The sequence below is a fragment of the Thermoanaerobacterium calidifontis genome, assembly GCF_055381745.1.
This window is the reverse complement of the sequence record NZ_AP042436.1, coordinates 1,325,510-1,341,079: the sequence shown is the minus strand read 5'-3', so window position 1 is coordinate 1,341,079 and position 15,570 is coordinate 1,325,510. Positions and strand designations below refer to the sequence as shown.

The following is a 15,570-nucleotide window of genomic DNA, read 5'->3' as shown; positions in this document are numbered from 1 at the left end:
TTTATTTATTAATATTCAATAAAAAAGTAATATCTGATAACATCACCTAATAAAATTTATTAAGAAAATAGATTAGGTGGTGTTAGTGTTGAAGATATATTATATAAAATATCCTAAAAAAACTACCATAATATTGATTTTAATATTAATTATTGCGATAATTTTGTTGGGGATGTTAGTTAATCATTCTATTTCTACGTTTAAAACAAATGACCCTATTTATAAAGGCGATGCAAATAGTAAAAAGATAGCTTTTGCTTGCAACGTAGCGTGGGGAAATGAGTATATTCCAAAGATGTTAGAAACATTTAAATCAAACAACAAAAAAATAACATTCTTTTTTGAGGGGCAATGGGCTGAGAAAAATCCAGAGATAGTCAGACAAATTGCAACCGATGGACATGAGATAGCAAGTCATGGGTATACACACGTTAAGTATACGCAGTGGAGCAGGGAAAAATATGCAGCGGATATATCAAAAGCAGGTGATGTGCTTTTTAAAATAACTGGAAAAAAACCTAATCTTTTTGCTCCACCATACGGTGATTTTAATGATGATGTGGTAAAAACTGCTGAAGATCTTGGCTATAAAGTAATCTTATGGAGTTTAGATACTATAGATTGGAGCAACCCAGGTGTTAATAATATTATCGATAGAGTTGTAAAAAAAGCTCATAATGGCGCTATCGTTTTGATGCATCCGACAAAAGGCACTGTAGAAGCGCTGCCTACTATGATCAAAGAATTGGAAAGCAAAGGTTATGAAATAACTAGCGTTTCAAATGTTCTAAAATAAATGAGGAGGTAGTAAATGTACATACAAAAGAAAATTAACGATGTTAATGTGGTAGCTTATAAGATGCCATATGTTAATTCAGTGTATATAGGAATATGGATTAAAGTTGGTTCTCGTTATGAAAATAAAGAGAATAATGGAATATCACATTTTATTGAACACATGGTATTTAAAGGTTCAAAAAATAGAAGCGCAAAAGATATAGCGGAAGAAATTGATAATATCGGTGGACAGTTAAATGGATTCACAGGGAAAGAAAGCACTTGCTTTTATGTTAAAGTGTATAATTCATACACAGAAAAAGCAGTTGATGTACTTTTCGATATGGTGTTTAATCCACTTTTTAAAAGTGAAGATATAGAGAAAGAAAAAAATGTAGTGTTGGAAGAAATAAACATGAATAATGATTCTCCAGAGGATGTCGCTTATGATATGTTGGCAAACCTTACCTGGAAAGGTAACCCATTATCATATCCTGTTCTTGGCTATGAAGATACTGTAAAATCTTTTGATAGAGACATGATCGTCAAATTTTATAGAGATAATTACATTAAAGACAATATTGTGATTTCAATTGCAGGGAATTTTGATGACTCTATATTTGATATTATATCAAGAAAGACTTTATATATAAATTCTTGTAATAATGCCATTTCATTAGACAAACCTGACTGGAATAAAGGTATAGTATTAAAAAGCAAAGAATATGAGCAAGTAAACATATGTATAAGTATGCCTGGCATAAATTATTCATTTGACAGCATATATACTTTATCTATTGTTAGCAATGCATTCGGAGGAGGAATGAGTTCCAGACTGTTTCAAAAAATTCGCGAAGAAGAAGGGTTAGTATATTCGATCTACTCTTATCCGTCTACATATATTGACACAGGTGCTTTTACCATTTTTGCAAGTACTGCAACTGAAAATTTAAAATCGGTTTATGAACTGATCATAAAGGAAATTTTAAAAGTAAAAAATGATGGCTTTTCGGAATTTGAGGTAAACAAATTTAAAGAGCAGCTAAAAATTAGCATTTTAATGGATATGGATAGTATTAGCAGCAGAATGTCATCGATAGGCAAATCTCTGCTTTTTTTAAAAAAAGTTTATACTGTCAATGATATTGTAGATAAAATCGATTCAATTACATATGATGATGTTAACAATCTTGCGAAAAAGATATTTAATATTGAGCAATTGGGGATTTCAGTTGTCGGTGATATAAACGAAAATCAGATAGGATGGATGAAAATTGAATAATAAATTGCTTTTGAAAATAAAAAAAACAGATGATGCGAAAGATTTGCCTTTGCCAAAATATATGAGCAATGGAGCCGCAGGTATCGACTTATATGCAAAAGTAGATGAAGACGTGGTTATTAAACCTGGTGAGATAAAATTGATAGGAACAGGTATTATGATACAGTTGCCTGAAGGTTATGAAGCACAAATTCGTCCACGGAGTGGACTTGCGTTAAATAACGGTATAACCATGTTGAATTCTCCAGGTACTATAGACTCTGATTATAGAGGAGAAATTAAATTGATATTGATAAACTTTGGAAAAATTGATTTTATAGTTAAGAGAGGACTTAGAATCGCGCAAATGATAATAAATAAAGTAGAAATACCGGAAATTGTTGAAGTGGATGAATTGGACGAAACTTTAAGAGGAGAGAATGGCTTCGGACATACAGGATTATAGATGAGAAAGGAGGATACGATGAGGCTAAGTGAATTTGGCAACAAAGAAATTGTAAACTTAAATGATGGCAAAAGGCTTGGTTTAATTGAAGATTCAGATCTTATAATCGATGAAAATACTGGAAAGATTAATTCAATTGTTGTCTATGAAACAAAAGGATCTATTTTTAGAAGCAGGCCTAATTACATAGAGATTCCTTGGGAGTATATAAAAAAGATAGGAAATGATATGATAATTGTGGAAGTAGAGCTTGATAAAATGAGAAAATTTTTATGATCGCTAATAAAGGAAAGGAAAATATCCTTTCCTTTATTAGCATAATAAAGTATAATAATATTAAATTTATTTTATTTTGCATGATGTATATGAAAGGGTGGTTATTACGAATATTATTGTTCAGAAATTTGGTGGCACATCTGTCTCAACGTCTGAAAGAAGAAATATGGCGGTATCAAAAGTAGTAGATGCTATTGAACAAGGATTCATGCCAGTGGTAGTAGTATCTGCAATAGGAAGAAGTGGAGATCCGTATGCAACTGATACTTTAATAAATTTTGCCAAGTCAATATATAAGGATACTCCTAAAAGAGAACTTGATATTTTAATGTCATGTGGTGAAATTATTTCAAGTGTCATATTTTCAAATGTCTTGATGAGCAAAGGCTATAAATCAAAAGTTTTTACTGGAGGACAAGCGGGAATAATTACGGATGATAATTTTGGAGATGCAGAAATAATAAGAGTAGAGCCACAATATCTTATTGACGCATTAAATCAAAATATAATTCCTGTAGTGGCTGGATTTCAAGGTATTACAGTTGATGGTGATATAACGACTTTAGGCAGAGGTGGCAGTGATACGACTGCTGCATTATTAGGTGAAGCATTGAAAGCATATGCCGTAGAAATTTATACAGATGTAGATGGAATCATGACAGCAGATCCCAGAATCGTCTCAAATGCTCATATATTGAAGCGAATAAGCTATAATGAAGTTTTTCAATTGGCGGAACAAGGTGCAAAAGTGATACATCCTCGAGCTGTAGAAATTGCGATGCGAGGCAATATACCTTTAGTAATAAAAAATACAATGAGCGATAGTCCGGGAACTATTATTACTCAATACAACAATGTTTACAATAACATTTATGACTCTGATAACCTTGTTACAGGTATAGCTAATATGAACAATAGAGTTCAAGTTATTATTGAATTAAATAGAGATGATAAAGATATTTTTGGGAAGATTGCAGAAGCTAAAATCAGTATTGACCTTATAAATGTCTTTCCTGATAAGAAAATATTCACCATATCGGAAGCTGATTTATCAAAATTAGAAACACTGTTAAAAGAAAATGATGTTAAATACGCGATAAGGAAAAATTGCAGCAAAGTTTCGATAATTGGTAATAGAATACGTGGTGTTCCAGGTGTTATGGCCAGAATAATAAAAGCATTATCTGATAATAATATAGAGATTTTTCAAACGGCAGATTCTCACAATACTATTTCATGTCTTGTAAGTCAAGATAAGGCAGATATAGCTGTGAAGGTTTTGCACGATGAATTTAAGCTTGAAAGCTATAATTAGTGCATAATATGCACTAATTTTTTTATACTAATTTTATAGGAGAGTGATAAAATGGGTATATTAAAAAATGAAGATTTACCTGTGCAAACTGGTACGGCAGTACAGCAGAATATACAGAGCTTTGGACAGACGAATTTGCCAAATTTCGAAAGTAGTATTCATTGTCTGACAATAATAGGACAAATAGAAGGACACATGATATTACCGCCACAGAATAAGACTACGAAATATGAACATATAATACCGCAATTAGTAGCAATTGAAGAAAATCCTCAGATAAAGGGTCTTTTAATCTTGTTAAACACAGTTGGCGGAGATGTAGAAGCCGGTTTGGCTATCGCCGAAATGATTTCCAGTTTGTCAAAGCCTACAGTTTCAATCGTATTAGGTGGTGGACACAGCATAGGTGTACCCCTTGCAGTTTCGTCAAATTACTCTTTCATTGTTCCCAGCGCAACAATGACTATACATCCAATAAGAATGACAGGTTTAGTTATAGGCGTGCCTCAGACATTCGATTATTTTAATAAAATGCAGGATAGAATAGTTGAATTTGTAATAAGAAATTCAAGAATTAAAAGAGATGCTTTTATGAATCTTATGCTAAAGATAGGAGAGCTGGCAAATGATGTTGGAACTATCCTGGTTGGAAAAGAAGCAGTAGACTATGGATTGATCGATGAAGTTGGAGGTGTTTCAGAAGCAATTGAAAAACTTCAACAATTAATTAAAGAGAAAGAAAATAGGTGATTTTATGCTATACACTATAATTCCTTACGAACTCGTCTTTCAAAAATGTGATGAAATAAAAGATAATTATATTGAAATATATATGGAAGGAAAAACATTCATTTTAGAAAAAGAAGAGGATAAATATAAAATAATAAGAATGTACTCTACAAATCCAAACGATTATCTAAAAACTAAATACGCACCTGGAACTACAATTGATTTCAAAAAAAATCAAATTGTGCTATAATAGATGTGTTTAACACATCTATTTTTTTGATAAAAAGGATTTTTATATAAAATGTAGAATTAATTATTGGGTGATAATTATGAAATCAAAGACTAAAGAAAAATACAACAATGAAATAGTTGGAATAATTTTGCTTACTTTTTCGATTATTTCTATGATAAGCCTTTATTCTGACAAGACAGGAATAGTAGGGAAAGAATTGGTAATTTTATTAAAAAGCCTTTTCGGCGTAGGCGCGTATGCAATATCGCTATTAATTTTAGTGTATTCATTATTTCTTTTATTTAAAAATAAGAATTTTTTAGACTATAAAAGAATCATATGTTTATTAATAACATTTCTGTGTTTTATAAATATGGTTCAGATATATTTTTATTATAACATTGGCTATTTTAAAAATTATGTTTTAGATAGCATTAAGCATGGACTAAATGGGTCAGGCGGAGGAATTGTTTCTGCCATAACTGTCTTTGTACTTGTTAAGTTTTTGGGAGTTATAGGAAGCTGGTTATTTCTGATTTCTACATTAGTCATCAGCATCATACTTCTTACAGATATATCACTTATTGAAAGCATAAAATCAGTATATAGACAGATGTCTAAGCTTATAGAAAAATATAAAAACAAAAAAAAGACATTAGAATTTAATCATGAAAATATGCTACCTGAAATTGTAGAAAAACCAGATGAAAAAAAATTATCCAGAAAAAAAGTTGCAAATAGCGAAGAACAACAATTAAAGATAATACAACCGTACTTAGAAGAAGAAATAGATGAGAAAAAAGACCATAGCGAAGATGAATCCAAAATCTCAAAGATAGAAAATAAAGGAAAAACTTACGAGAATTATATTTATCCACCCATAGAATTGCTTAAAGAAGGTATACCACACCAAAAAGTTAACAATAATTTAATCATAGAAAATGCTAAGAAATTGGAAGAAACGCTTAAAAATTTCGCCATTGATGCTAAAGTAGTGCAAGTCAGCAGAGGGCCAGCTATTACAAGATTTGAATTACAACCAAGCCCTGGAGTCAAAGTCAGCAGAATAGTTAGTTTAACAGACGACATTGCATTAAGTCTTGCAACGCCTTCCGTTAGAATAGAAGCTCCAATCCCAGGAAAATCTGCAATTGGGATTGAAGTCCCAAATGAAAAAATATCTGTTGTGACACTTAGAGAAGTTATAGACACTAAAAAATTTAGGGAAAGCAAGTCTGATCTAACAATAGGATTAGGAAAAGACATTGCTGGAAACATAGTTATAGCTGATTTATCAAAAATGCCTCACTTATTAATTGCTGGTGCTACGGGTTCAGGCAAAAGTGTTTGTATTAATACTTTAATTGTAAGTTTATTGTACAAAGCTTCCCCTGATAAAGTCAAAATGATTTTAATAGATCCTAAAGTTGTTGAATTGAATATTTACAATGGCATACCACACTTACTAACGCCTGTTGTTACAGATCCTAAAAAAGCCGCTGGTGTCCTTAATTGGGCAGTAAACGAAATGACAGAAAGATATAAAGCATTTGCAGAAAACAATGTAAGGGACATTGATGGGTATAATAAAATTCATGGCATTGACACAATGCCTAAGATAGTCGTTATTGTAGATGAATTATCAGATCTTATGATGGTTTCACCAGCAGAAGTGGAAGAATACATATGTAGATTGGCCCAAATGGCAAGAGCTGCAGGTATATATTTAGTAATTGCTACACAGAGGCCATCAGTAGATGTTATAACTGGTGTCATAAAAGCAAATATACCGTCTAGGATCTCTTTTGCTGTTTCATCACAAATAGATTCGAGAACTATTTTAGACATGTCTGGTGCTGAGAAATTGTTAGGAAAGGGAGACATGCTTTATTACCCGATTGGCGAATCCAAACCAATTCGTGTGCAAGGTGCATTTATTTCGGATAAAGAAGTTGAAGAAATTGTAAATTTCTTAAAGTCAAATGCTAATGAGCCAAAATATGAAGAAATAATCGTCGAGTCAAAAAGTACATTAAACAAAGAAATAGAAGAAGATGAATTGATGAATGATGCAATTAAAATAATTGTAGAAACTGGACAAGCTTCCATATCTATGCTGCAAAGAAGGCTTAGGATAGGCTATGCAAGAGCTGCAAGAATAATAGATCAGATGGAGCAAAAGGGAATAATAAGTGGATACGACGGCTCTAAACCAAGGCAAATATTGCTATCAGAAGAAGAAATAAAAAGAATAATAAACGGTTAATATTTCTTTACAATGTGGTTTATATGGTATATACTTTTCTTTGTAAATACAAAAAGGTTAAGGAAGGAGCTTCAAATGGTAAATGTCGGAATAATATCTCTTGGATGTGCGAAAAATATCGTTGACTCAGAGAAAATGTTAGGGATAATAAAGGAAAAAGGATTTAATATAGTAAATAATGAAAATGATGCTGACGTTTTGATTATAAATACATGTGGATTCATCGAAAGTGCAAAAAGAGAATCTATCGATTATATACTAGAAATGGGCAAATTGAAGAAAAAGAGATTAAAATCTTTAATTGCATCTGGATGCTTATCAGAAAGATATAAAGATGAACTTTTAAAAAGTCTTCCTGAATTGGATGCTGTAATAGGAACTGGCGATTTTTTGAAAATTGCAGATGTAATTGAAGATACATTGAAGGGGAAGCGAATCTTAGAATATGGGCATGCAAACGAATTGGACGATAAAGACTCACCAAGAATATTAAGCACGCCAAAACATTACGCGTATTTGAAGATCTCAGAAGGATGCAATAATAAGTGTTCATTCTGCATCATACCAAAATTGAGAGGGCGCTACAGAAGCGTCAAAATGGAAGATTTGCTCAATGAAGCAAAGATGTTAGCTGAAAATGGTGTCAAAGAATTAATATTAATTGCCCAAGACACAACAAAGTATGGCATTGATATCTACAATAAATACATGTTGCCGACTTTAATGAGGAAGTTGGCAAATATAAATGGAATAAAATGGATTAGAATACTGTATGCATATCCAGACAGCATTACAGATGAACTCATTGATGAGATAAATACAAATGAAAAAGTGTTAAAATATATAGATATACCGTTGCAACATTCAAATGATGAAGTTTTAAGACGAATGAAAAGAAATACAACGAGAAAAAAGATTGAAGATACAATTGAAAAGCTTAAGTCTATTCCTGGAATGATAATTAGAACAACGTTTATTGTTGGTTTTCCAGGGGAGACAGAGGATGAATTCTCCGATTTAAAAAATTTTATTGTAGAGAAAAAGTTTAATAAATTAGGTGTATTCAAATATTCTAGGGAGGAAGATACTGAAGCTTATGATATGCAAAATCAAATTTCAGAACAAATTAAGCAAAAAAGATATAATGAGATAATGCTTTTGCAAAAGAATATATCGCTTGAATATAACAAGAGATTAATTGGCAGTGAATTTGAAGTAGTGGTGGAAGGACAAAAAGATGGACTTTATTATGGAAGAAGCTATATTGATGCTCCAGATATTGATGGAATGACGTTTTTTAAGTCGTATAGGAAGTTAAACATTGGCGATTTTGCTAGGGTCAAGATCACAAAAGCTTTTGACTATGATCTAATGGGGGAGTTGTTGTGAACGCAGCAAATAAGATTACAATTGCAAGATTGATTTTAGTTCCTTTTTTTATAATAGTAATGTTGTCAGGAATTAAATACTCAAATATAATTGCAGCTTCTTTATTTTTAGTTGCATCATTGACTGACAAGTTAGATGGATATATTGCAAGAAAATACAATCAAATTACGAATTTAGGCAAGTTTATGGATCCTCTTGTAGATAAAATTATGGTTTCATCTGCTTTAATCGTCTTAATACAACTAAATCGCATACAAAGTTGGATCGTCATAGTTATTCTTTGCAGGGAATTTATAATAACTGGATTAAGAGCAGTTGGAGCAGATAAAGGTGTCGTAATTGCAGCCAGCAATCTTGGCAAATATAAGACGACATTTCAAATCATAGCTATAATATCGCTGATGCTAAATAATTATCCATTTGAATATGTGTTTTTCCCATTTTCAACTATAGCTGTGTACTTAGCGCTATTCTTTACAGTTTATTCTGGAATTGATTATGTTGTAAAATGCAGAAACATAATTTTAGGATGAGAAGGGTGCATTTTATGAAATGTGAGATAATATCTGTTGGCACAGAGCTTCTTTTAGGGCAAATTGCTAACACAAATTCAAAATTTATATCTGAGATGCTGACTACACTTGGAATAGATGTTTATTTTCAAACAAATGTAGGTGACAATAAAAGTAGACTTTTAGAGTGCCTTAAAATTGCTTCAGAACGTTCTGATTTGATAATTTTAACAGGTGGTTTAGGACCGACAATTGACGATTTAACAAAAGAAACTGTTGCTGAATTTTTCGCCTTAAAACTTGTTGAAGATATTGACACAAAGCTCAAAATCCAATCATATTTTAAAAAGTCAAAAAGAAATTTAACTCAAAACAATTACAAACAAGCTTTATTCCCAGAAGGGGCTAAAATTTTACCAAATGACAATGGTACAGCTCCTGGGTGTATTATTGAAAAAAATAATAAGGTTGTTGTTGTGCTGCCTGGTCCTCCGTCAGAATTAATACCTATGTTTAAAAACCATGTATATCCATATCTAAAATTGTTAAGCAACAAGATAATTGTTTCTAAAGTTATAAAGATATTTGGCATAGGTGAATCACAAGTTGATGAGATGGCAAACAAATTACTTGTATCACAAAATCCTACTGTTGCTCCACTTATTGGGAATGGATTTGTCACATTGAGAATAACTGCCAAATCAGATGATCCCCAAAAAGCGAAAGAAATGATTGATGAGTATGAAAAAAGTATAAGAGATCTTTTAGATGAATACATTTTTGGAGTAGATGACGATACATTGGAATCTGTAGTTTTAAACTTATTAAAGACAAAAAATCTCACACTTTCTACTGCTGAATCATGTACGGGTGGATTGTTATCTAAAAAAATCACTGATATACCAGGTGCGTCTGAAATATTTAAATTTGGAGCTATAACGTACAGTAATGAGTCAAAAGAAGAGATTTTAGGTGTATCTAAAAACACCATAGAAAAATATGGAGCAGTTAGTGAAGAGACTGCGAGGGAAATGGCTGTCAATGTGAAAGATATTGCAAAAACAGATTACGGTTTATCTATTACAGGTATAGCCGGTCCCAGCGGTGGTACGCCAAATAAACCTGTTGGCTTAGTCTATATAGGTTTAGCATATAAAGATGCGGTATACATAAAAAAAATAATTTCAAATGGAAATAGAGACAAAATAAGATTAAATTCTGCCATGAATGCTTTAGATATGCTTAGAAGACATTTAAGCGGTCTAAAAATTGACTATTGAATGTTACTAATATATAATTGAATTATGAATATTGCCGAATTTTGGCGGGAGGAGAAATTATGATAGAAAAGCAAAAAGCCCTAGATATGGCCATAAGCCAAATTGAAAGACAGTTTGGGAAAGGCTCCATAATGAGACTTGGCGATAATAGCAAGCTTAATATCGATGTGATTTCTACTGGCTCTATAGATTTAGACATAGCTTTAGGAGTTGGGGGAGTTCCAAGGGGAAGAATAATAGAAATATTTGGTCCAGAGTCTTCAGGCAAGACGACAATTGCATTACATATATTAGCTGAGGCTCAGAAATTGGGAGGCACAGGTGCTTTTATAGATGCTGAACACGCTTTAGATCCTGTGTATGCTAAAAATGTAGGTGTCAATATAGATAATTTGCTGGTTTCTCAACCGGACACTGGTGAACAGGCTCTTGAAATTGTCGAAGCTTTAGTTCGAAGTGGCGCTGTAGATGTGATTGTTATTGACTCTGTAGCTGCTCTCGTACCGAAAGCAGAGATAGATGGAGACATGGGCGATGCACATGTTGGACTTCAAGCAAGGCTTATGTCGCAAGCTTTAAGAAAGTTATCTGGTGTCATAAGCAAAACAAAATCTGTAGCTGTATTTATAAATCAGTTGAGAGAAAAAGTTGGCGTAATGTTTGGAAATCCCGAAACAACACCTGGTGGAAGGGCATTAAAATTTTATTCTACGATTCGTCTAGATGTAAGAAAAGTGGATGGCATAAAACAAGGTAATGATATTGTAGGAAACAGAACTCGGGTAAAGGTCGTAAAAAATAAGGTTGCGCCACCATTTAAACAAGCAGAATTCGACATTATGTATGGAGAAGGCATATCGAGAGAAGGAAGCATTTTAGATTTGGCTTCAAGTATCGATATAATTGATAAAAGTGGTGCATGGTATTCATATGGTGACATAAGGCTTGGACAAGGCAGAGAAAATGCAAAACAATATTTGAAGGAAAACAAAGCAATTGCTGATGAGATAGAAAACAAAATCAGAGAAAATTTCAACCTTTTGGTGACAACAAAAAAATCTGTCATCGATGATGAAGTTGAACAAGATTAGTAACCCTGTAGAGGGTTATTTTTCTATAAAAGGTGATTGAATGAAGATAACAAATATAGAAAAACAAAAAAAAGATAATATGCGATTCAACGTTTATATAGATGATAAATACGCTTTTTCAGTTTCTTATGAAGAAAAAGAAATGTTTAATTTAGAGAGCGGCGTTGAAATTGATAATGAACAATATAATTATTATGTAAACTACTTGACGTTTAAAAATGCATATAACGATGCTATTAGAATTTTATCTTATGCTATGAAAACAAAAAAAGAGCTATGTGAGAAACTTCGCTTAAAAGGATATAGCGATTCTGTAATTAGTGATGTCGTAAATAAGCTTATAGATTTGCATTATTTGGATGATGAATATTACGCAGAGGTATACGTAAAAGAAAAGAAAGATCGCCTTTTTAGCAAGTATAGGATTTACAATGAACTTATAAGAAAGGGAGTAGAACCTTCTTTAGTTGAGCTTAAACTTTTTGAACTATATGATAATGAAGTAGAAGTAATTCAAAAATTAATTAGAAAAAAAAGTATTTCCACAAATGATAAGTTAAAAATCAAAAATTATCTATACAGAAAGGGATTTAAAATCGAAGACATAAATAAAGTCCTCTCAGATGAGGAGGTTTATTAGATTGTTAAATAGTTCTAAGTTGATTCCTTTGCTTAATGCATTAATAAGCAGCGAAAAAAATATGCTTAATAATATATCAAATGATTTAAAGAATGCAATCAATGAATTTGATAAAGCTAAAGGTGTTGAGGATGAACTTATAAAAAAGATAAAATCCAGCAAAACATCTTGGTTAACTGCAATTCCTCTTGAAAGTTTAAATAGCACAAATCTTGTCAGCGATATTATAAAAGACTACAGTGTACTTGCAGTGGATGGCTCACAAATTATGCCTGATAGACATGAAATCAGATTGTGCTATTTAATAAATATTGGTTATGTAATATTTACCTATGGCGAAGATTCAGGTGCAGAATTAAAATCTGAACCGTATCTGTATTTTAAGGAAGAAGATTTATTTAAGGAATATGCAGGTGTTAAAGCTTTAGTTACTCCTAAGGATATAACATTTAAGAGAACAGTAATGGAGTATAAAAAAATTTCCGAATGTATCTCTAAAATGAAGAGCAAAAATAAGATGGCATTTGTTGATGGGACACTGATAGAATGGATGGTACAGGGGGAACCTGATGAACAGAATATAATCGATAGTGTTCTTGCGACTTTTGATTATGCACAAAAATCTGATACACCTATTGTCGGTTATATAAGTTCTCCAAAAAGCAATGATTTTATAAATATGTTGCGTATATCGCTGTGTCCACAAGATCCAGTAAATTGTAGTAATTGTCCATATTTGAAAAATGATAAAGAATTGCCTTGTAGCACTATAAGCAAGTTAAACGATGCTGATCTTTTTTTGAAAATACTTAATGAAGGAGAAAGATCTCCGTTGTTCCTAAGCACATCCCATATTTTAGAAAACTATGGTCAGCACAAAATTGTATTTTTTTATTTAAATACAGGAAATGAAATTGCACGAATAGAGATTCCATACTGGGTTGCAACTGATAGAAAAAATTTAGATTTAGTTCATTTTATATGTTATGATCAAGCCAAAAAAGGAAATGGGTATCCAATATCATTGTCAGAAGCACATGAACAAGCTGTTGTTACTGGCGCAGATAGGGAACAATTCTATAATATTCTTTCGAACTTATATGTAAGAAGCGGCTTGAAAGTATCTCGATCGTATAAATCGCAAAGGAAAAGGAGTAGTATTCTATGAATCAGAATCATATAGGTGAAGTCATAGAAACCAGTACGCAGAAATTTTTGTGTCAATCGATAAAATTAAATGATGGTCCTGACTTTGGAAGTTTTGTAAAAACAACATCAAACGATATAACTATATATGGAATTGTATATAATGTCTCTACAATGAGCGATGACCAAAGTAGAAAACCAGTAGCTTTTGGATTGTCTGAAGAAGAGTTGAAAATGCAGCAACCACAAATTTTTGAATTAATGCACACGTATTTTGAAGTGCAAATAATTGGATATAAAAAAGACAGGTATATTGGATTAATTCCACCTAAACCAGCTAAAATACATGCTTTTACATATCCCTGCGATGAAAGTGATTTAAAATGTATAAGGGAAAATCTCAATTACATAAAGTATATATTAAATAGCAAAACAGGGATTGAAGATGAATTAATAGCAGCAGCCATAAGGAATTTATATTCTCACGATTCTGATGAAAAAACATATTTGATTGAAGTTGGCAAAGAGTTGATAAGATTGTTAAAGAATGATTTTGACAGGTATGTGACCATAAAAAGGATGTGTAATATATGAAAGGAAAAATTTTTAGAGGATCTATTTCATCTGGTTTAGATGTTAAACTTATAGGTGACAGCATTATAGAAGATGTTAAGGTTGGCAATTTTATAGTAGTAACCGGCAAGAAAAACAAATATTTATGCATGGTAACTGATATAAAGTATGAGGCTGTTAATCCTCAAATAATGATCAGTGGAACAGATTTTGACAGCGAAATAGACGAAAAAATAATAGAAGGTACAGGAGTATACGGTGTTGTAACATTGTCGCCTATGATACAAATAGATGAAAGCAAAAATCCTTTAACAGTAAAATCGATACCTTCTTATGGTTCTTATGCATTAGATGCAGATAAAGAAGATATATATGCTGTTTTTGGAGAACCATCAGAAGAAAATTTTTACATCGGTACACCGCCTGAAATGAATATACCAATTTGTATTAATTTAAAAAGGTTAGTAGAAAGAAGCACAGGTATTTTTGGCCGAGCTGGAACTGGAAAAACGTATTTGACGCGGTTATTGTTGTCTGGTTTAGTAAAATCAAATTTAGCAGTTAGTCTTATTTTTGATGCTCATAATGAATATGGTTATGGTGCCAAAAGCGAAAATAGCGGGTATGTAAAAGGGCTAAAGCAATTATTCGGAAGTAAAGTTGCAATATTTACTTTAGATAGAGAATCTTCTTTGAGGAGACAGGTACCTATTGATGGCGTTTTAAACATTGCCTATAATCAGATAACTCCGGATGATATTTTGTTGCTTAATTCCATGTTGAATCTAAATACTACAGCAATTGAAAGTATTTATCAAATAATGAAGAGGGAAGGTAACAATTGGCTGTATAATTTCCTTAATATAGATGCTTCAGAAATTGATGAATATGCATTAGATATAGGTGCTAATGCCAGCTCTCTTCAAGCTTTAAGAAGAAAGTTGGAGAGATTTACGAAGCTTCCTTTTTTGATGGAGGTTGTCCCTAACGATTGTATAAAACAAATAATGGATTATTTGCAAAATGGTATAAATGTCGTTGTTGAATTTGGAAATGTGTCAACATTAGGTTATATGCTTGTGGCGAATATCATAACAAGACATATACATGATATGTATGTAAAAAAATCCGAGGAAGCTATAGCTAATAATGGAAAAGGTCCCATACCTTTAATCATCACAATAGAAGAAGCTCACAGATTTTTAGATCCTTCAATTTCTAAAGAGACTACTATGGGAGAAATAGCAAGGGAAATGAGGAAATACAATGTGACTTTATTGATTGTAGACCAGAGGACATCCCAAATTGATTCAGAGGTCATGTCTCAAATTGGGACAAAGATTACTTGTCGATTAGAGGATGATAACGACATTAATTCGTTTTTATCTGGTGTAAATAATGCATCGAAATTGAGAAATGTATTAGCAAGTCTTGACCAAAAGCAACAGGCTTTAATATTGGGACATGCTGTACCTATGCCTGTTGTGATTAAAACGAGAAACTACGATCAAGAATTTTATAAAGATATTTCGACTTATGACGATTCGGATTTTATAGATAAGCCATTTTTAGAATTGATGGAAAAAGAAAAAATCGATGAGCTATTTCCAGACTGAT

Annotated in this window: 16 protein-coding genes; all 16 read left to right on the top strand. The window is 32.0% G+C overall.

The features are described from left to right. The first annotated feature begins 88 nt into the window (after positions 1-88). Positions 89-796, top strand: coding sequence for a polysaccharide deacetylase family protein (locus tag ACZ42G_RS06880; RefSeq protein WP_464852063.1), 708 nt, complete (start codon positions 89-91; stop codon positions 794-796). Between the two features lie 15 nt (positions 797-811). Further along, positions 812-2,059: a M16 family metallopeptidase gene (locus tag ACZ42G_RS06875; RefSeq protein WP_464852062.1), complete on the top strand. Its 1,248-nt coding sequence runs from the start codon at positions 812-814 to the stop codon at positions 2,057-2,059. After that, complete coding sequence (dut, locus tag ACZ42G_RS06870) at positions 2,052-2,504, top strand: dUTP diphosphatase (protein ID WP_085111946.1); 453 nt, start codon at positions 2,052-2,054, stop codon at positions 2,502-2,504. Before ACZ42G_RS06875 ends, dut begins: the two co-directional genes overlap by 8 nt. A gap of 18 nt (positions 2,505-2,522) precedes the next feature. Continuing rightward, entirely contained in the window at positions 2,523-2,780 is a 258-nt protein-coding gene (locus ACZ42G_RS06865; protein ID WP_085111945.1) for a YlmC/YmxH family sporulation protein, read from the top strand. Between the two features lie 166 nt (positions 2,781-2,946). Next, positions 2,947-4,095: an aspartate kinase gene (gene dapG, locus ACZ42G_RS06860; RefSeq protein WP_240495790.1), complete on the top strand. Its 1,149-nt coding sequence runs from the start codon at positions 2,947-2,949 to the stop codon at positions 4,093-4,095. 51 nt (positions 4,096-4,146) lie between these two features. Next, positions 4,147-4,845, top strand: coding sequence for a ClpP family protease (locus ACZ42G_RS06855; protein WP_085111943.1), 699 nt, complete (start codon positions 4,147-4,149; stop codon positions 4,843-4,845). Positions 4,846-4,849: 4 nt separating this feature from the next. Then, a complete protein-coding gene (locus ACZ42G_RS06850) occupies positions 4,850-5,074 on the top strand; it encodes a YlzJ-like family protein (protein WP_085111942.1) in 225 nt (74 codons plus the stop codon). A gap of 79 nt (positions 5,075-5,153) precedes the next feature. After that, positions 5,154-7,322, top strand: coding sequence for an FtsK/SpoIIIE family DNA translocase (locus ACZ42G_RS06845; protein WP_464852059.1), 2,169 nt, complete (start codon positions 5,154-5,156; stop codon positions 7,320-7,322). Between the two features lie 75 nt (positions 7,323-7,397). Then, the gene (rimO, locus tag ACZ42G_RS06840) at positions 7,398-8,711 is read left to right on the top strand and encodes a 30S ribosomal protein S12 methylthiotransferase RimO (protein ID WP_464852058.1); all 1,314 of its coding nucleotides are present in this window, start codon (positions 7,398-7,400) and stop codon (positions 8,709-8,711) included. After that, positions 8,708-9,244, top strand: coding sequence for a CDP-diacylglycerol--glycerol-3-phosphate 3-phosphatidyltransferase (pgsA, locus tag ACZ42G_RS06835; RefSeq protein ID WP_085111939.1), 537 nt, complete (start codon positions 8,708-8,710; stop codon positions 9,242-9,244). The genes rimO and pgsA overlap by 4 nt, the downstream gene beginning before the upstream one ends. A 14-nt stretch (positions 9,245-9,258) precedes the next feature. Then, positions 9,259-10,503 (top strand): competence/damage-inducible protein A, encoded by a 1,245-nt coding sequence (locus ACZ42G_RS06830; RefSeq protein WP_464852057.1) that lies wholly within the window; start codon positions 9,259-9,261, stop codon positions 10,501-10,503. A 59-nt stretch (positions 10,504-10,562) separates the two neighbouring features. Continuing rightward, positions 10,563-11,594, top strand: a complete 1,032-nt coding sequence (recA, locus tag ACZ42G_RS06825; protein WP_085111937.1) for a recombinase RecA — start codon at positions 10,563-10,565, stop codon at positions 11,592-11,594. A gap of 40 nt (positions 11,595-11,634) precedes the next feature. After that, positions 11,635-12,234 (top strand): RecX family transcriptional regulator, encoded by a 600-nt coding sequence (locus tag ACZ42G_RS06820; RefSeq protein ID WP_085111936.1) that lies wholly within the window; start codon positions 11,635-11,637, stop codon positions 12,232-12,234. 1 nt (position 12,235) lies between these two features. Then, positions 12,236-13,402, top strand: a complete 1,167-nt coding sequence (locus ACZ42G_RS06815; protein WP_085111935.1) for a DNA double-strand break repair nuclease NurA — start codon at positions 12,236-12,238, stop codon at positions 13,400-13,402. Further along, positions 13,399-13,974, top strand: a complete 576-nt coding sequence (locus tag ACZ42G_RS06810; protein ID WP_085111934.1) for an HAS-barrel domain-containing protein — start codon at positions 13,399-13,401, stop codon at positions 13,972-13,974. Before ACZ42G_RS06815 ends, ACZ42G_RS06810 begins: the two co-directional genes overlap by 4 nt. Further along, on the top strand, positions 13,971-15,569 hold the full coding sequence (locus ACZ42G_RS06805; RefSeq protein ID WP_085111933.1) for an ATP-binding protein: 1,599 nt from the start codon (positions 13,971-13,973) through the stop codon (positions 15,567-15,569). Before ACZ42G_RS06810 ends, ACZ42G_RS06805 begins: the two co-directional genes overlap by 4 nt. The last annotated feature ends 1 nt before the right edge of the window (position 15,570 follow it).